The sequence below is a fragment of the Lysinibacillus sp. KU-BSD001 genome (genome assembly GCF_042920265.1).
Classification (GTDB): domain Bacteria; phylum Bacillota; class Bacilli; order Bacillales_A; family Planococcaceae; genus Lysinibacillus_B.
In genome coordinates, this window is record NZ_JBDQZI010000014.1 from 44944 (window position 1) to 64838 (window position 19895).

General features: G+C 36.2%; 12 protein-coding genes and 1 riboswitch. Of the genes, 4 read left to right on the top strand and 8 right to left on the bottom strand.

The genetic code is table 11. The features are described from left to right. Positions 1-373: 373 nt before the first annotated feature. Positions 374-2068 carry a methyl-accepting chemotaxis protein gene (locus tag AAGS61_RS17165; RefSeq protein WP_391374667.1) on the bottom strand — a complete coding sequence of 565 codons (1695 nt, stop codon included), beginning with the start codon at positions 2066-2068 and terminating at the stop codon, positions 374-376. Between the two features lie 1150 nt (positions 2069-3218). Continuing rightward, positions 3219-4187, bottom strand: coding sequence for a tRNA dihydrouridine synthase (locus tag AAGS61_RS17170; protein ID WP_391374669.1), 969 nt, complete (start codon positions 4185-4187; stop codon positions 3219-3221). Between the two features lie 669 nt (positions 4188-4856). Further along, positions 4857-4957, top strand: a riboswitch (purine riboswitch). Positions 4958-5114: 157 nt separating this feature from the next. Between AAGS61_RS17170 and AAGS61_RS17175 the strand changes: the two genes are divergently transcribed. Together AAGS61_RS17175 and AAGS61_RS17180 are read left to right on the top strand one after the other, a co-directional pair. Next, entirely contained in the window at positions 5115-6188 is a 1074-nt protein-coding gene (locus tag AAGS61_RS17175; RefSeq protein ID WP_391374673.1) for an NCS2 family permease, read from the top strand. Positions 6189-6205: 17 nt separating this feature from the next. Next, positions 6206-6742, top strand: coding sequence for a phosphoribosyltransferase family protein (locus AAGS61_RS17180; protein WP_391374676.1), 537 nt, complete (start codon positions 6206-6208; stop codon positions 6740-6742). Between the two features lie 484 nt (positions 6743-7226). Here the strand turns inward: AAGS61_RS17180 and AAGS61_RS17185 are convergent, their stop codons facing one another. The 6 genes from AAGS61_RS17185 to AAGS61_RS17210 all read right to left on the bottom strand — a co-directional run bounded on the left by AAGS61_RS17185 (position 7227) and on the right by AAGS61_RS17210 (position 16290). Beyond that, complete coding sequence (locus AAGS61_RS17185; RefSeq protein ID WP_391374680.1) at positions 7227-9218, bottom strand: methyl-accepting chemotaxis protein; 1992 nt, start codon at positions 9216-9218, stop codon at positions 7227-7229. Positions 9219-9736: 518 nt separating this feature from the next. Continuing rightward, positions 9737-10573 (bottom strand): hypothetical protein, encoded by an 837-nt coding sequence (locus tag AAGS61_RS17190; RefSeq protein ID WP_391374683.1) that lies wholly within the window; start codon positions 10571-10573, stop codon positions 9737-9739. A gap of 304 nt (positions 10574-10877) precedes the next feature. Beyond that, positions 10878-11729, bottom strand: a complete 852-nt coding sequence (locus tag AAGS61_RS17195; protein WP_391374685.1) for a DegV family protein — start codon at positions 11727-11729, stop codon at positions 10878-10880. Between the two features lie 490 nt (positions 11730-12219). Further along, on the bottom strand, positions 12220-13074 hold the full coding sequence (locus tag AAGS61_RS17200; protein ID WP_391374688.1) for a malate synthase: 855 nt from the start codon (positions 13072-13074) through the stop codon (positions 12220-12222). Between the two features lie 1081 nt (positions 13075-14155). Further along, entirely contained in the window at positions 14156-15622 is a 1467-nt protein-coding gene (locus AAGS61_RS17205; RefSeq protein WP_391374691.1) for a HAMP domain-containing sensor histidine kinase, read from the bottom strand. Next, the gene (locus tag AAGS61_RS17210) at positions 15610-16290 is read right to left on the bottom strand and encodes a response regulator transcription factor (RefSeq protein WP_391374694.1); all 681 of its coding nucleotides are present in this window, start codon (positions 16288-16290) and stop codon (positions 15610-15612) included. The genes AAGS61_RS17205 and AAGS61_RS17210 overlap by 13 nt, the downstream gene beginning before the upstream one ends. A 140-nt stretch (positions 16291-16430) precedes the next feature. On the opposite strand from AAGS61_RS17210, the gene AAGS61_RS17215 reads away from it, so the two are divergent. Then, on the top strand, positions 16431-17654 hold the full coding sequence (locus AAGS61_RS17215) for a DUF418 domain-containing protein (protein ID WP_391374697.1): 1224 nt from the start codon (positions 16431-16433) through the stop codon (positions 17652-17654). 766 nt (positions 17655-18420) lie between these two features. After that, positions 18421-19716, top strand: a complete 1296-nt coding sequence (locus tag AAGS61_RS17220; protein ID WP_391374700.1) for a Na+/H+ antiporter NhaC family protein — start codon at positions 18421-18423, stop codon at positions 19714-19716. Positions 19717-19895 lie beyond the last annotated feature (179 nt).

Genomic DNA, 19895 nt, shown 5'->3' on the forward strand with positions numbered 1-19895 from the left:
AATATTTACGCAAGGTGTTTAAGATAATCAATTACACCCATTGTAGATAAACATGAATTAAATGCTTCTATTACACCACACATCAAAACAAACAAACTATGAAGTGTCGACGATTTTTAGCTTGGTTCATTTCTAATAAAAAGCAGACGGTCAACTAGAGGTGTATGATCACACTCTAAACCGTCTGCTATTTTTATACTTGAGCTATTTTATAAGTGAACGGATTCCTCAAGCTCAGAATCTATTCATAATTAAATTTACACTATCTCCGACTATGCCAAATCTCTTACCATATGCCCTGCAGTCAAGGATGATAAACTTTTAGAAAATATGCTTTTATAAAAACACCATATTGTAACAAACCACTAAGAAATTAAATTTTGAATTGGCTTACTAATGTTCTTAGTTTTTCAGCCATTTCAGATAATGAAGCTGCTGATGAAGATACTTCTTCAATTGTAGCTAGTTGCTCTTCAGCCGCTGCAGCAATTTCTTGTGTGTTTTTAGAAGAATTTTTCGCTAAATGTGCAACCTCATCAACAGAGGCAGTTACCTCTTCAATGCTTGCCGAAATTTGTTCTGAAACAGCTGCTAATTCTTGCGTTTGAGCATTTACATTTTCAACAGACTGTAAAATTTGAATAAATGCATTGCCTGTTTCTTTTACTACTTCTAACCCTTTTTTTACTTCTTCATTTTCATTTTCTGTAGTAGCAACTGCTTTTTCTGTTTCTTTTTGGATAAGTTGAATAATTTCTGCAATTTGATTGGCTGATTCTCTCGATTGCTCTGCCAGCTTACGTACTTCATCCGCTACCACTGCGAATCCTTTCCCATGCTCTCCAGCGCGTGCAGATTCAATTGCAGCATTCAATGCTAGTAAATTCGTTTGATCAGCAATACTTGTAATGGCTTCGATAATTTGCCCTATTTCATTTGAGCGACTTTCTAATTGTTGCATCGTTTTCTTAGTAAATTCACTCGTATCAAAGATTGCATTCATTTGGTTTGATACTTCTTGAATAAAACCATATCCTTTGTTTGATTGTGTAGCTGTATCTGTGACAGACTCAGCAACTAAAGAAGAGGAGTCCGCAATTCGTTGAATACCTGTTGAAATTTCATTCATCGCAACAGCACTTTCTTCTGTATTTTTTCCTTGTGTATCAATTGCAGACGCTACTTCTTGAATCGATCCTGCTACTTGATTTGTTGTATATGTTGTTTGCTCAGTACTTGCCATTAGTTGCTCTGAAGAAGCGGCAACTTGCTCAGCCATTACATTGACTTCGTTTAACAATGTTTTTAAGTTTTGTGTCATCGTATTAAAGCCAGTTGCTAACTGACCAATTTCGTCACGATTCCGTATAGTTATTTTTTCACCTGTTAAATCACCGTTAGCAATTTTTCCGACAGCCGCAGTGAGAGAAATAACTGGTCTTGAAATCATTCGGCTAATAATTAATGCTATCAAAATGGAGATAACAATTGATAGAATCGAAATTGCTAAAACGACGTTTATTGTCTTCACAGTTGTCTTGGATAAAGCATCGCTTGCTATATGTAATTCTTGCTGTTGGTAATTTATTAATGCATCAATACCCGCGGAAAGATTTTTCCGTGCTTCTTTTCCATCAGTTTTCATTATTTGAAGCACCATTTCCGTATTACCTTGTTGTTTCAGAGCAATCATTTTCTCAGCTACGGTAATGTAGTCACTTTCTGCTTTTATTATTTTTTCAATTAGTTGCTTCGCTTCAGGATTTGTTGTATTAGCATTGATTTCTTCAATTTTTATTTTTATTTCCTCTTCAATGGCGTATAAGTTTCTTATTTCCTCTTCGTTTCCGCTAACTAAATAGTCTTGTAATGCAATGATTTCGTTATCCGTTAACGATAATATTTCAGTTACTATTTCAATTTTTGTTGAACGATCTTCAATAGTTGCACTATAGCTATTATCTACACCTTTAAATTGAGTGTAAGTAATAATGGAGATAGTAATTAAAAGTACGATAACAATTGAAAAAGCTGATAATATTTTTTTACCAATAGTCATTTTTCCCATAATAATAGCTCCTTTTATATTAATTTACTGAGTCGTATCCTTTGATATAAACTAAATGCATACTGGTATTTTTGTTGAATACAATAATTGTCTCTATGACGGGATGATACTTTCTACTAAATCGGCTGCAAATATTTTTTGTGAAACCATATGTTGAATCTCTGCATAGTTGGCGTTATTTTCAGTCAAGATATTATATTACTAACGTATATCTTTTTTAAACGCTCACCAGCCCATCATTTATGTAAGTCACGATGAAATGTATATGTATTAGGTAAATCAAAGTTGCGCATCAATACTAACAATCATTAAGTTCCTTTTACAAAGCCCCCATGTTGTAGAATTACTATCTTTCCCCTAAATAGAAGTATCGCCAAACTTCTGTTAATGTTCCGTTACGCATCCGTCACAATTTTTACCATTTTCCATTCAGCCAAGGAGACGTTGTACCATTTGCTATAACCTTTCCTCAAAACCTAAATTCCTAACACTTTACTAGATCACCATTTAAAAATTACTATAAAAAGGAAATACATATTTTATTATGGTTGAAAATGCTGTTAAAAGCGATAGATATTTTAACATATATATAATGAATCCCCCTTCTAAATCAATTATAAATGATATAAATCTCTTAAAAGAATGAGAATTCATAAGCAAATTCTTTAAAATACTATTTTCTATTACTTAATATTAAGATTAGAAAAGAGAAAAACAGCTATACTGCTTGCTCCGGTTTCTACTGAGGAGCTTTTTTTGGGGTAATAATACGGATGAAGTCCTAAACTCAAACTTATAGGTTTTAAATAGCATTAAACTTTTAAAAACACCGCTGTAATGGATGCTCATTTACACACGTTAGCACATGCTGAATAGCTCATTTTCAAGCTCTTTTCACAAAAGTCTATAAGGTATTCCGGATTTTTTTGTTTAATATAATAGTAAAAGTAGACGGCCAATTAGAAATGCATTATTACACTTCTAGACCGTCTACTTTTTATGCTTGAACAAATATTAAATTACATATAACTTAAATACATCCTAATAAAAGCAATGTTAAAAAACAGGTTTAAATTAGATTTAGTGCGCCAGTTCACTGCTTATTACTGCTTCATAAGCGCTAACTTTTTAAGATTACATCATTCTATCGTCAATCCACATTGTTGGATTCAAAGTGATCAAGCAATGCACGCACTTCATCTGTTGATTTCGTGTTCATCAATTGATTTCTTAATTCACCCGCTCCGCGGAATCCTTTGACATAAATTTTGAAAAAGCGATGAAGCCCTGTGATGGAACGTGGTAGTACTTCTGCATATTGATCTTGAAGGTCAAGCTGCAGCCTTAAAAGATCCAGGTACTCTTTACTGCTATGCTCTTTTGGCTCTTTTTCAAAGGCAAAAGGATTTTTAAAAATACCTCGTCCGATCATCACGCCATCAATACCATATTTTTCAGCAAGCTCCAGCCCCGTTTGACGGTCAGGAATGTCTCCATTGATGGTTAATAGCGTATTTGGTGCGATACGGTCACGTAATTTTTTGATTTCCGGAATTAGCTCCCAATGCGCATCTACTTGGCTCATTTCCTTTCTTGTACGTAAATGAATCGAAAGGTTCGCAATATCTTGTTTTAAAATATGCGTTAGCCACTCCTCCCACTCATTGACATCGCTATAGCCAAGTCGTGTTTTCACGCTGACAGGCAGTCCGCCCGTTTTTGCTGCTTGAATCAGCTCTGCCGCGACGTCTGGACGTAGAATAAGACCACTGCCTTTCCCTCTCGACGCCACATTCGGTACAGGGCAGCCCATATTAATATCGATGCCTTTAAACCCGAGCTCTGCCATGCCAATACTCATTTGACGGAAATATGCGGGATTATCCCCCCAAATATGTGCCACCATGGGCTGCTCATCTTCTGTAAAAATCAAACGGCCACGCACACTTTTCATGCCCTCTGGATGACAATAGCTATCCGAATTTGTAAACTCAGTAAAAAATACATCCGGTCGACCGGCTGCACTTACGACGTGACGAAAAACAACATCGGTCACATCTTCCATTGGTGCCAGTACAAAAAATGGTCGTGGTAAATCACGCCAAAAATTCTCTATCATGTCAAACTCAAATCCTCTCACTATGGATACTGCTTCAAACTCTCGGTCAAAAATATGAAGCTAACTGTTCCACTTCTTTTACACTTATATCATGCTTCATTACTCATTATCAAACACAAGTACATTTATACTTTGTGAAAATCGAACATGTTTATTTTAACGAAAATCGATGCTGAATGGTATTTTTATAAACAAAACAGCAGATGATTTAGACTTTTTTCTATACTATCTGAGTTTTGACCGGATGGAGCGGCTTTTTGCTCGGATACCGTAGCTTTTTGACCGTTCATCGCGGGCTTTTGCTCGGATACAGCAAAGTTTTGCTCGCACTAGATTGTTTGATCGGTCACTATCGCAAATTTTAAAATAATTTCTATCAGCCATCGAATCCTAACAGAAATGGGTTTTGTGTTGAGTGGTAAATAATCTAGATTAAATGGATGAATTTCATTTTTTTATAATAATTTCTATAAACCCCCACAAATATTCTACCTACTTTCACCCTTTAACTTTTGTTCGCAAAAAATATTCTTCGTATTAGTTTCTACACTAAACAACGCGTATATACCGCTATATTACCGAACAATAAAACATAAAAATATATCATTATTCGTCTTTAAATGAATTTAGTAATTGTGAAATCAGTTCAAATATGCTATTTTATTATCTGATTAAATAATCTATCACCCCCATATAGTCCTGATAATTGGGTTCAGGAGTTTCTACGGAGCAACCTTAATTGCTCTACTATGGTTGGTGCATTTCTTTTATTGTATAGAGCGCATTTTTTTATTGTATAGAGAGCATTTCTTTTTTATATAGATCGCATTTCAATTACTTTATTGGCCTTTATCTTCATGAGGTTTTGTATCACGAATAGTGTCGTTTGTTGCTCCACATATGGTGGCGTGTTGAGGGGAGAACAAGATGGACATTTGGAAGGACATTTTAGCAGCACTTAGTGGCGTATTAAATGCTTTACCACAGGGGCTGCTCGCACTTACATTCGGTTTCGCTTCCATTCCTACTGCACTTGCATTTATGGTCGGTGCGTTTGGTAATGCGGCAACGAGTAATGTGGCAGTTATTTCGTATCAGGCTGAAACTATTACATTAGCTGGTACAATGGGGAAAAACATGAGGGAACGACTCTCCATGATTTTCTTTGGTGCTGCAATTTTATTAATTATTGGCCTTTTTGGTATTTTAGAAACGGTTATTGATTGGATTGGGCCTATCATTACGACAGGTATGATGGCCGGTGTTGGCATTATGCTTTCTAAAGTGGCATGGGATATGGCGAAAAGCGATCGCATCGTCGGTATCACTTCGGTGTTAAGTGCTTTCGTCGTTTACTTTGCGACGAAGGATTTAGTATACACGATTACAGCATCTGTTATTTTATCTAGCATTGTATATGCATTTACAAAAAAAGAAGAAGACAATCTTGCCAAGCGCCCTGCAGTTAAGGAAGGGTTTCATTTACAAAAATTAATTGTCAACCCTATGGTGATCCGTGGAGCCTTAGCAATGGTATGTTTAAATATCGGAGCAAATATTGCATTCGGTAAAATCAACGGTGAAATCTCAAATACTGATGTCAATGTAGATACGTTAACGATTATTAGTAGCTTAGCAGATATGGTTTCTTCATTATTCGGTGGAGCTCCTGTTGAAATTGTCATTTCAGCAACTGCAAGTGCACCTCACGCTGTTTGGTCAGGCGTTTTGATGATGGTATTGATGGCCATCGTTCTGATTACAGGACTTCTTCCTAAAATCGGAAAGTATGTACCAAGTTCTTCGATTGCAGGTTTCTTATTCGTCTTAGGTGCAATTGTTACTTTACCAGGTAATGCTGCAATGGCATTAACAGGCGAAGGTGCGGGAAATGGCATCGTTGGCGGTGTGACAATGGTTGTTACTGCAATTACTGACCCATTCCTTGGTATGTTATCAGGAATCATTGTACAATTTCTTATGACTTTATTCGGATTTTAATGGAGGATTTTCATAATATGAACACATATACATTGACAATCGGCTCTTTGACAAGAGAGCTTCCGATTCTACCTATCTCTGATTCGTTAAGTATTGCTAGCTTTGTTATTCTTGGTGATACGGAAATCGTCAGCGTGACAGCACCTATGCTTGCTGATAAATTACCAGAAGTCGATCTTTTAATTACAGCTGAAGCAAAAGGGATCCCCTTAGTCCATGAGATAGCGAAGCATTTGGGAATGCCACGTTATATTGTTGCGAGAAAGTCAATCAAAGCATATATGGAAGACCCACTTATTAGCAAAGTAAATTCCATCACAACACAAAAAGAGCAATTTCTCTGCCTCGATCGAATGGATGCAGAATTCATTAAAGGCAAACGTGTTGCATTAATTGACGACGTCATTAGTAGTGGTGAATCCCTTCGCGCACTTGCAGAACTTGTTGAAAGTGCAGGCGCAAACATCGTAGCACAAGCAGCGATTTTAGCAGAAGGTGACGCAGCTCATCGCGACGACATTATATTCTTAGAAAAACTACCCCTTTTTGAGTAATTGGTAACAATGATTATATCTTAACAAAAGGAAACACCTTCGACCGAGTAATGTGCTGAAGGTGTTTCTTTTCGTTCTCTTATTATCGTGATGTGTTTACCTCTATGATCTTCTACAACTTTTGCAATATATCCTGAGAAGTCTACTGTTTTAAAAAGCTTTTGCTCTTCAATTTTATTTAAGTGATATGTACCATCTAAGAAAAACTAGCTTAATGAATGAATGTGATTCACTAATTGAGCGGATTACTTGTACACACGAAGGTAAAGTCCCTTAGAAGTAGGATAAAGCTTTGCGACGAGGATGGCGGCATTTTGCTGTGACCACCGCAGGAGCAATAGTTCTTAATGGACCATGATTAAGAAGTAAAGGGGTGTCCAGAAAGTTTTTACCTTTCTGGACACCCCCTTCTTTTAAAATGAGTTGTAAGACGTTACGAGTGACTATTGTTTCGTATCCATTTTATGAGGCTGGATTACTGTCACTATACTTTAAACTGATTTACCGCCTCACTTAATTGATCACTTAACTTCTCCAGCGTTTCGGCTGCATCCGTCACAGATTGGATGGCACGAAGCTGTTCATCTGTAGAGGCACTCACTTCCTCACAGGCTGCGGCTGTTTCTTGTGAAGTAGCCGCCATCATTTGGATTGTTTCCGTGACGTCGTCTTTGTGCGCTGCTACTTTTTGAATTTCTTCATATACCGAGTCAATCGAATCCTGCATATTTGACATGAGCGTCGAGATTTCACTAAACGTTATTTCAGTGGCATTGACGACGTTGCCTTGTCGTAGGAAGTGTTCACGCGTTTCACCCATTTGCTCCGTGACGAGTCGGGACTCTGCTTGTAGCTCTTGAACGGTCACTTTTACTTCTTCTGTCGAGCGTGCCGATTGTTCGGCAAGTTTACGCACTTCTTCGGCGACGACTGCGAAGCCTTTGCCATGTTCCCCTGCACGTGCGGCTTCGATGCTTGCATTCAGTGCAAGTAGGTTTGTTTGTGAGGAGATTTCTGTAATAGTCTCCATGACACCGCCGATCGCTTTCACTTTATTTTCTAATGTGCTAATCACTTCAAACATCGATTGTAAGTTTCGCTCCCAATCGTTGAAGGACAGTTTCAGCTCGTGCATTTTAACTTGTCCATCGGTGTTCATTTCGCCGGTTTTCATTGCGATATCCGACATGATTCTAGCTTTCACTGTGATTTCGTTAATTTGCTGACCAAGTAAATCGGCCCGTTCAGTGACGGTTTCTGCGTCTGCCGCCGATTTGGAAGCACCTTGTGCAATTTCACTAACTGCGTGAGAGACTTCGGTACTTGAAGCGCTTGTTTCTTGAGCAACCGCACTTAAACTTTCAGAGTTCGCTCGGACGTTTTCCACAGAGCCATTCACGACCGTAATAATGGTATTCATATTGTCGATCATTGTGTTGAAATTCTCTCCAAGCTCCCCAATCTCATCTTTCGTTTTGATGTCGGAACGAACGGTCAAATCTCCTTTAGATACAGCATTCATCAGTGTTTTTAGTGTACTGATCGGTTTGATTGTCCGACTAATCACGAAATATAACACCGTAAATAAGACTACTAACGTAACTAGTGCTACTAACAGCATGTTGTTTCGCAACTCTATTGCTGATGCGTTGATATTTTTACTCTCGTAGGTTGCGGCCACTTTCCAATTCAGTTCTGGAATCGTTGTAAAGAGCAACACTTTGTCGGCACCTTCATAATTATAATCAATGTTCCCGCTATTCTTACCGTCTGTATACATTTCCTTAATAAAAGGCAGTTCCATCATATTTTCACCACTTAACGTCGGATGAACAATCGCAACCCCCTCTGGATCTAACAAAATTGGATATCCGTTGTAGCCAAGTTCCACTTCGAGAATAGTATTAGTAAGCGCAGATAGCTCTATGCTAATACCAATAACCCCTACAAGTTCTCCATTGCGCTGCACAGCTTTAGCTGCGGTAATCGCATAATCTCCCGTTGCGGCGTCAATGTATGGATTCGTCCAATAAACGGCATCAGGATTGCTGGCCGCGCCTTTATACCAACCGCGGCTTGTTGGATCAAAATCCGAACCTAAATCTACATATGGAATGTGGATCATTTCTTTCGTTGGAAATGCAAAATAAATGAATGCCGCATCACTGTAGGTGTCTAAAAATTGGGAGAACTCTTTGTCAAGAACTGAGCTAGTATCGTTTTTAGGCTTGTCTACTTCCATGAAACCATCGAAAGTACGAGAATTGGATAACTGGTCGATCCCTTTTTCATATTGTTCTAGATAATTTTTGATGGAGACGGACATCTGATTAACAAAGACCGTGCTTTGGTCGACCACACTTTCCTCCGTTTTATTTTTCATTTGCATGATACTGATTACGCTCATCGTTGAGACACCGACAATAAACAGAATCATCACGATTAAAATAATTTTCGTTTTGACTGATTTATACAAACTGAATCCTCTCTCTCTATTTGGATTTCAGTAATTATAACACAATTTTCTGTTTTTTCTTTAAATTTTTTAGTCTATGTATTCATTTCTCTTATAATTCGTAATGTCAAACGATTTATTTTACATAATATTACATATAACTTTCTACCCAAATATATCGTTTAAATGTTGAATTTTAACAACTCAATTTATATACTTTTTACGATGTGGTGGCAACATGAGGTGTGGGTACAGTGGTAGTTCGTGAAAAAACGTCATCTTGCATAAGCTAAAGTGACTGTACAATAGTTTAAAAGAGGAAAGCGCAACAAAAAAACACCCAATTCAGAAAGGGCTAGAACAAACTCAATCTGAATTGGATGCTTTAAAAGAATACCAAACTAAAAAAACTCCACTTAATGAAAAAATCAATATGAAGATGAAAATTACGCAGTATCTACCGTCAAAAAGTTAAAGATATGCTTTCATTAGTTGAGCAGGGGTGTATGGGGCAATACACGAGATGTTGGTGGGTTTAGCTATTTTAAATTAGCACTTAAAAATACATTTAAATAATTGTTAAACGGTACCGTATTTAATTCATTTTGCATATCGTTCCATTCGTAAAGCATTACATTAGAATCTAGGAAACTTGAAAGATTAGGAATTATCTCAATCATTTCTAATATTAATTCATTTTTTGCTCTTTTCGACTTACTTGTCGAAGGGTTATTTTGAATAACAGTGCGTACAATTCCGAGCATGATGTCAATAAACTCGATTCCAAACTCTTTTCGTTTCGGAAAGTAATCTACTTCACTAATTCTATATCGTTCACCCCGATACAATGACTGTATATTTAGCTGCTCAAACATCGTAATTTTTAAATCTTTCTTATTACTGGATTCTTCAACAATTTGTCTACCTGAATAACTATTGTCATGTTCGATAAAAACAGAAGCATCGATATATGTATCTTGACCATATTTGCGAACTAAGCCGTATACTACTCTTTCAGGTAATTTCGTGTAAATGGTATGATTCGTTATTTCGGGATAATAGTCTTTTATGGGCTTAGCCATTTCTTCAAATTTATTCATTTTATATGAAATAACATTGATCTTAATAAGTTTTGAGTATTTCATTAATTGTGCAACCAACGTTTTAATTCTTCTTTTTGCGGCTCCATCGCCTGTATATTCAGTCCAATGAATTGGATTCTTACCCTCTTTAATTAATTCATATAATGGTTTCATTGTTTCATGTTCATAACATGTAGCTGGTATTAAGGCGGCGCCCATTAAATTAGGATAATCCTTATCTTTTCCACTTTCATCAAAAAATATTTTTACTTTGTGTGGGTATTCCTTCGACATATTATCACCTCTAATGCATCAGTAATTGATTTATTACATATAATTTGTTATAATAAGTGTACATTTAAAGTATTATAACATGAAATTGACCACGCTATTGTAGTTTGTGACATGTTATAAAATGCTTACTATTGACCGCGCTGTTGTAGTCTGTAGTAGCATTATAATTTAAATGTATGCTTCCTTTTGGGAAGTTTTTTTTATGTTTTTTTTCAGTGAGTATTTTGATAGGGAGACATTTGAAAAATGCCTCCACTAACTATAAATAAGTTTATATGTGAAAGATGTTTTTTCAAACCGTTTTCTACTGTTCTAGTCCCGCTATCCCAAAGCCTCCAGGTCCAGCATGGGTGGAAATCATTGCACCTGCTTGCATCCACGTGACATTTTTAAAACCTGTTTCCTTTGCAATTTCCTCCATTCGTCTCTTAATACTTTCATCAAGTCCGATAGAGTAGATCAAATACAGCTGTTTTCGATCAATGTCGTATTCGTTTAAGTAATCACGCATCAGTTTTTCCGCAACGATGCTCATATTCCCACGATATTTTCTAGTTGACACAAGCTTTCCTTCTTTTAATTCGATGCACGGCTTTATTTTTAACAATGATCCTCCAATATAAGCAATGTTACTTACCCGTCCACCCGCTCTTAGAAAGTCTAAACTGCCAGGAATGAAAGCTAGCCTTGTTTTAGGAACGACGGCTTCTATTTTTTCTATTAAGTGCACATGGTCAATGGACGGTTCTTCCTCAAGCAGTGTGACTGCATACATCACGATGGCACCTAATCCACCTGTCACGTTTAGCGTATCAATTAGGAAAAGATCTTCAAAATCTTCCGCTGCAATTAACGCACTTTGAAAGGAAGCAGATGCTTTTGACGTATAGCCAATGTGAATAATGATGCTATCAGGAAAATTCATTCTAATTTTTGTAAATAAATCATGATACTCATGTACATTCGTTGCAGCTGTAGATGGTATTTTCTTGGTGCGACTATGATACTCAAACACTTCTTCTACCGATAGCTCACCATCTAAATAATCCTTCCCATCCATAATGACGTGCATCGGTACTACTTGAATTTGATATTTTTCAACCAGGTCCTTCGGTAAATCCGCTCCACTCTCTGTCGATAAAATAATCCTTCTCATTGTACATTCCTTCCAATCAACGCAACCATTCCTGCGTATTTATTTTGATTTATTCTAAATATACACTAAATGGGTAAATTATCCATTATAATACTCGGAAAATTGATTCGTGAAATGGCATATCAACATTCTCGACAAAAATTATAGGGGGTTTTAGAGGCCACACTACGTTAGACAAATAAAGTAAGGTCTATTAAGGCTGGACCATCATGTAACATCATCTATTGTTTCTTTAATTAATTTTACGATACTTACTTCCCACTATTTTACATGGTTTAAACCTAGAATTAATATAAAAGCAGACGGGTTAGAAATGCATCATCGCACCTCTAAACTGTCTGCTTGTTTACTTTATTTCATTAAGCTTCAACTATGCGACTGCCTTACAATATGCTATGTGGCAACATATAGGGTGCTGGTGGGTTTAATAGCAAACAGGACTAGAAAATGTGTTAGTCTCCTGTCATTGTTATTATCTTTAGGCGAATGTCTAACTATGCATTAATGCACCATTAGGCTTTGGTAACTCTTGCTCTGTTATTTGATTCATTTTACAAAAATGTTTAAAAAATTGTTGTGCTAGCTCGCGTTCCTTTGGATCACTTTTTAACGAAACTATATCAAGTAAAATTTGGGCCATCCATAAATTATCAAAATAACGATATTTGCCGGTATTCCATGACATTGTTTGAGGGGATTTTTTGTTCATGTAATATTTCCAGAAAAGTAACTGATCCGATTCCTGTTCCGTAAGTTGAAGCTTGTATTTTGAATGAGCAGGAACATTTCCATCTTCACAAAGCTTACCGATAAAATCTTCATTTACCATATAGACACCTAATATACGTCTATCTTTTTCAGGCTTGCTGGCATCTATTGCCGTTAACAGGACAGCGCTATTTTGGTGCAAGCGGCTCGGCTTGTTTGGCTTCCCTTTGTTATTTCCACTTTTGATTGCGCCCGAAAAAACGTTCCACTCTGAAAAAGCATGATTCTGCTCTTCCATGTCACACCAAAAAACCATTTGTGATTCTGGATGAAGTTTATGATGTTTCATCAATTTTTCGTGTTCCAAGCGAAGTTCCAGTTTTTTTCGTTGTTGTTTTCTTTCCTCTTCCTTCTTCCATTCAACCTCTTTTCGTTCCATTTCCCGCTTTTGTATAATCTTATCAAGTGAACTAGCATCACTTTTATCCTGTAGTTTCAGATGCTTTTCAAATGCATCCGGGAAAACAAACATTTTATTTTCCGATGCAAAATGTATTTCAATAATAGAATCATTTTGTTTAACTATACTCCCCATGCCAAAAAGCTTGTGTGTGACTTTCTTATTAATTAGATTCATTATTCTAGCCCTCCTTGTAAATGTTTGATTTTTTTATTTTTCCCAAAAACGATATAAAAAAACGTATCCAAATTCTATCTGTAAAAAAGGCAGCTGAATTCGAAATACGTTTCAAAAAATAATCCTAAGACTATTATAACATTTTTTTATAAATTCACAAATTTATTATTGACAACACATTTCAAAGAGAGGTAAAATAAAATTTTATTCTCCATAAAACTTTAAATTAACTATGAAGTAAAGTTATAATACGAACCATATTAGCTCACTTTAATAATAAAAGCAGACGGCCAATTAGAGGTGCGATACCAGCACTTCTAAACCGTCTGCTTTTTATATTTCAACGAATATTAAATTAGCTATTCCACAAAAACACATCTTAATAAAAGCTCTGTTCAAAAACACTTAAATGAGATTTAGTCAGCTAGTTCAAGCCAAGCAACCACTTCACAAAGTGGTGAGTGCTCACTGTGGACACAAAATTATAACAGAGATGTAGTGGATTCACCAAAAGCATATATTTAAATTACTCCCAACACCCGAAACACTGAATCAATCCAATCTGCGGAAAACACTGGTTGCACTTTCACCAACAAAACAGGTGAAACTGTTTGTAAGTCCATCACAGATGATGCAGGAATAAATTCTTTCTTTGTCCCTCTTCCATATGAAATCTGTATTTCATGCAAATAATCTAATCTGTTCAGCTTGGAGGTGCGTCCGCTTATTATTACGGTCCATATAAATGAGACCGTTGAACGCCTCCTCTTTGCCTAACATGAGAAACCATTCAATTGAATACTTCTTTTAAATCGAAATTACCGTCAGCGAAATTTTCGTATATACTTTATTATCAGTGAAAACACTTTTAACAGCGAAAGAATATGTAATAACACTTATAGCCATTAAGAGACTTCCATTTTTACCCAATATTTGCACCTTGGGCAGGTTATTTATTCATTCCTATAAAAAGCTCTACACAAAATTCTCTTACATAGGGCTTACTCAATGCACTTCCATAAATCGTAATATTTGATTGTGCAACCGGTGCAGATTGTTCATTTTTCCACACTTCCCTTAGTTATAACTCACAAATCCTCACTTTCACATGCGCTCCACCAATTTCTCGGTTATTGACGGTAATTTCTCCTCCGTGCTTCTTTACAATTTCCTTTGCAATATATAATCCTAAGCCTAAGAGTCCATTAACTCCTGATTTCTTACTTTCTTCCTGATAATATTTATCGAACACATATTGTTTCTTTTCACTAGAAAAACCAGGGCCATTATCGAAAATGTCAAACAAAATACTTCGGTCTGGATTCATCGTAATAATCCATGCAATTTTTCCATTAGCAGGTGTGTAACGAATACTATTCGTCACAATATTATCAAGCACTTGAGAAATTCTCTCTTGATCAATTACTCTCATATATATTTCATCTTCATTAACCATTTGATATTGAAAGTCGATGCATTTCTTTACACACAGCCGTTGATATTCTTCTGCTTTTATTTGCACAAATTGATTAATCGATGTTTGTTTCGGATTTAGAGTGAACGTCGGCTTCTCAATAAGCGCCATTTCATTTAACTCCGCTATTAAATGGCTCGCATAATTTGTGTTTCTAATAATCGTTTGTAAATATGGCTCTAATCGCTCTTGTCGCCTTTTTCTACTTTCTAATAGCCCTTCCGCATGACCTTGAATAATCGTTAAAGGATTTCGTAAATCATGGGAAATAGCTGCTATCATCTCTCTTCGCTCTTTCTCTAGCTGAAGTTGACGGTTCAGTGAATCTTTCAATGCTGACCTCATTTCTTCAAAAGCTTGCGCTAGTTGTTCCAATTCAACAGAATAATTAATCACTGGTAAAGTGAAATCTAAATCCTGTTCTTTTATTTTTTTTGTACTTTCAATCATTTCATTAAACGGTCGTTCAAACTCCCGACTTAGCCTTTTCCCAGAGAAATAAGAAAAAAGATAAAAAAACTTGAATGGTGCGATAACCAAAAGAAGAACCATACTACAAAACAGAATCAGCCATTTATTATGAGGATTTGAAGTGAGCAAGCTAAGTCCATACTTAAAAACAACAGCTCCTTGAAGTATTCCTTGTTCATTCTGAATGGGATAGAATTTGATAAAACCTCCACCTTGTGTTGTGACACCTGTTGCAATGTTTCGCTTTAATTCCTCCCCGTTATCTACCAACTTAGTCTGGTAAGTACCATAAATAATCTGACCGTCTAAATCCATCACTTGATAATCAATCCCCTCTATAGGAATGACTCTTTCTAATCGATCTTGACTATTAGAAAAAAGTATAGACTCCCCAACCTCATCAATATATTTTTCAATAGTAGGTAGTTGCTGTTCATAATAGTTAGCAGGGTTTAGCTTATTCGTCGAAAACAACATACTCATAGAAAAAACTAATAATAACCACGTTAGAATGGTAGCTACAATACTCTTAAATAAAACAAAGTGAAATGAAGTGATAAATCTCCTCCGTAATGTCTGATTATTTCGATTCACTTTTCCCATCGATATCCTCTTCCCCAAACGGTTGAAATTATTGAATCTTTTTCACCCGCTTTTTGTAGCTTTGCACGAATATTTTTAATATGTTCATTTATAGTAATCGAATCACCTGTTGCTTCTAATCCCCATACTTTCTCATAAATTTGCTCACGTGTGAGAGCTTGTCCACAATTAATCGCCAAATATCGGATAATTTCAAATTCCCTCATAGTTAAAGGCACTTCTTGAGAATCATAGAATAATTGGCAGCTCTGAAGATCAATGTGTATCTTCCTAAAAAATAAACATTTCTGCTGACTCCTGCTTTTTCTTTCTTCGCGACGCAAATGGGCAAATACTCGCATTTTTAATTCCCTTAAGCTAAATGGCTTCACTAAATAATCATCACCACCAACAAGCAACCCTTGCACACGGTCATTTTCTGTTTGTTTAGCACTGAGAAATAAAATGGGCACATCTACACTTTTTCTTATTTGTTCGCATAACTCAAAACCGCTCATCCCTGGCATCATCACATCAAGGATCAACAAATCTGGTCCATGCTGTAATTGTCTTAATGCTTCCTCACCATTCGTAGCTTTCAAAACTTGATACCCCTCGTCTTCTAATGCATCGTACAAAAAAGTCAGTATTTCTACTTCATCGTCAACAATTAAGATTTTCTCTTTCATGATTAATCATCCTATTCATTTACTTCTCTCATTAAATCTACTTTATAAATATCAAGAATGGATAAAGTACGGTACTTTATCCATTCTTGATATTTATGGTTTACAGTTTCATTATCAAATTTTTTAAAGGATGGATAACAATGGAACAAAAGCTCTCACCTATTTCAGGAAAAGATCGCCTAGAAACAATCGATATGCTTAGGGGTTTCGCACTCCTCGGAATTATTATAGCAAATATTGCTTGGTATCTTTATCCTGCTTACCTGCAACAAGATCCCTCATTTAAAAATGAATGGACATCTTTTTGGAGTCCATTTGATTACGCCGTACTGTCTGTTCTTGATATGTTTGTTGTTGGGAAGTTTGTCATGCTCTTTTCTATGCTGTTTGGTTTTGGAATGGTCATTATGCAGGAAAGAACAGGTGTAAAGCAACTAAACTTCTGGGGCATTTATTCTCGACGATTAATCGCTTTACTCATTTTCGGTAGTATCCATGCGTACTTCATCTGGTTCGGCGATATTTTAACAGACTACGCAATCCTTGGATTCTTACTCCTACTTATGCATAAGTTAAAGCCGAAAACGCTGTTAATTATTAGTATCACTTTATACAGCTTGTTAATTATTCTTATCACATTAGGTTCTCTATCAACCGACTCCTCTGCTATGTTGACGCAACTATCAGAAGAAGATCAAAAACTCATTGAATCAACAATAGAAGCACATCAAACTGGAAACATCCAACAATTGATAGAGACAAACATCGAAGAAAGAACATATTATACGATGAGAAACGGGTTATATGCGCTATACTCAGGCATGCCACTTGCCTATTTATTTTCGAATCTTCCTTTTCTACTAGTTTTTATGTTTGGGGCAGCAATTGCGAAGAACAAGTGGGTGCACCATTTCAAACAACACAGAAAAGGTTTTTTCATCACTTGGCTTATCACCTTACTAACAGGAGGCACTTTAAATTGGGCTTTGCCATTTATAGTAGAGAAGCAATACGCGGTTCAAACCATTCAATATGTTAGCTCACCGCTTATCACAATTTTTTATGCCATTAGCCTTCTCTTCATCTATCACACAATAAAAGGAAAGAAAATATTACATTGGTTCACTTTCCCTGGAAGAATGGCATTCACAAACTATATTAGTCAATCCATTATTTGCACATTCTTATTTGGTCCTTTTGCATTCGGAGTATACGGAAAACTGCATTTAACGACAGCCATTTGGATTGCCATCGCTATCTATGCCTTCCAACTATTTTTTAGTAAATGGTGGTTAACCAAATTCCGTTTTGGACCTTTAGAATATATTTGGAGAACGATTACTTATTGGGGGATTAGAAGATAATTATTTATGGGCGCTACGAATGAATTTATGTAGTGCCCTAATTTTTTTGCTATAAGTTTATTTGATATGTCAGAAGTTTATTTTGGGTTTACACCTTCAAAACCAACTTCGGAACCGCTTCAACATGTATCGAGGGTATGCGGCAACACAATGGTGCTGCTAGGTTTACTATTCAAATCTGACTCCAGTTAGATTAAGCGCTTGCGCATTGCTTATCATGGCATGGGTTTTTAGAAACTATAAAGTAGTCTCTTCAGAGGGTACCTAGATATGTTTGAAAAATTGTAACCTTTACATCATTGTTTTCTTCAATAATTCGAGGGACTCTAATTTCTATTCTCTCATTTTTTTGAAACGCAGTGTTTATGCCCTCTTCTATATCGAGCGTCCTTTTTTATTATTTGAAAGCCTTCGATACCAAAAGGATTAGAATTGTGAATTTAACTTATACAATTATTAAATTCTATTTTAGCCTCAAAGGAACCTTGTTTTTATATTATTCGAAAATAACAAACAAATTGACTTAACGTGAATTTTCTTATATTCTAAGGTTTATTTCATAAGATGAAATTGTTGTTATCATGATTATTGTGGGATGACCATAATGAACACTTCACCATGAAGTAGTAGATGTCATGCTCAGCCCTACAAAAATTTTCTCGATAAATAAAACGCACTCTAGCATATGTGGTGCCTCTTCTTATTAATTTTAGAAGAGGCCCTTATTTGTATGTTAACTGATGCGCACTACTTAAAGGAGGAAAAAATGCAAAAAGGAAATCCGTGGGCATTAATTCCAATTGTTGTATTTTTAATTTTGTTTATCGGCTCAGGAATTGTATTAAATGATTTTTATGCATTTCCTGTAATGGTTGCCATTTCAATTGCAAGTACTGTTGCCCTTTTCATGAACCGCAAAGAAACGATGACAAAAAAAATTGAAACCTTTACGACCGGCGCGGGGAATTCAAACGTCATGTTAATGGTGATCATTTTCTTACTTGCCGGTGCATTTTCGGAAACCGCAAAAGGAATGGGCGCTATTGAAGCAACGGTAAACTTTGCACTCTCCATTTTGCCACAAAACTTATTAGTTATTGGCTTATTTATAATTGCCTGTTTTATATCTTTAGCAATGGGCACTTCAGTTGGAACGATTGTTGCCCTCGCTCCAATAGGTTTAGCGATTGGGGAGCAAACAGGACTTTCAATACCCCTATTAATGGCAACTGTTATTGGTGGGGCTATGTTTGGCGATAATTTATCATTTATTTCCGATACAACTATAGCATCGGTCCGCTCACAAGGCGCAGAAATGAAAGACAAATTTAAAGTTAACTTTTTCATTGTATTACCAGCAGCAATTATCACCTGTGTTATTTTAGCCTTTTTGACGCTGAATTCCACAGCCCAAGTGACACATGCTAGCTTTGATTGGTACAAATTGATTCCTTATTTATTCGTCATTGTTTTTGCTTTGATTGGAGTAAATGTCTTTACAGTATTAGCAAGTGGGATTATCCTCGCTGGAACTATTGGTCTAATTGATGGTAGTTATGAGGTGATGACATTTATCAGCGCAATTGGTGACGGTATGAGCAATATGTTTGAAATGGCGTTTTTAGCGATGTTAATTGCCGGTATGGTCGAGATTATTAAGCATAATGGCGGCATTGATTTTATCGTACATATCGCAACGCGTAAAATTAAGTCGCAAAAGGATGCCCAATTTGCAATAGCAGGTTTAGTTGGTTTAACCGACCTTTCAACGGCCAATAATACGATTGCCATTATGATTGCTGGGCCATTAGCAAAAAAAATTGCCAATCAATACGATATTGAGCCACGTAAATCAGCAAGCATCATCGACATTTTTTCATGTGTCGTTCAAGGTATAATTCCGTACGGTGCTCAATTTTTAGCAGCTGCCAGTATCGCCGGCATTTCCCCTATTTTAATCATGCAATATTCGTATTACTCCATTTTAGTAGGGGTCTGCGGAGTCATTGCCATCCTCATCGGTTATCCGAAAACTAAAAATAAACTTATTCAAAGATCGTAAATGTACTATTCGCATTTACGATTTTTAGCATTACTTGCACCGAGTGCAAAAAAGTTCTTACAATTAACTACAATTCAAAAAGCTGTGCGGAAAAGCCCAATAAGAATCGGGTTTTTCAGCACAGCAAAATATTATTTAATAAATCAAACTAACTCTAACCACGCGACCGCCTCGCAATG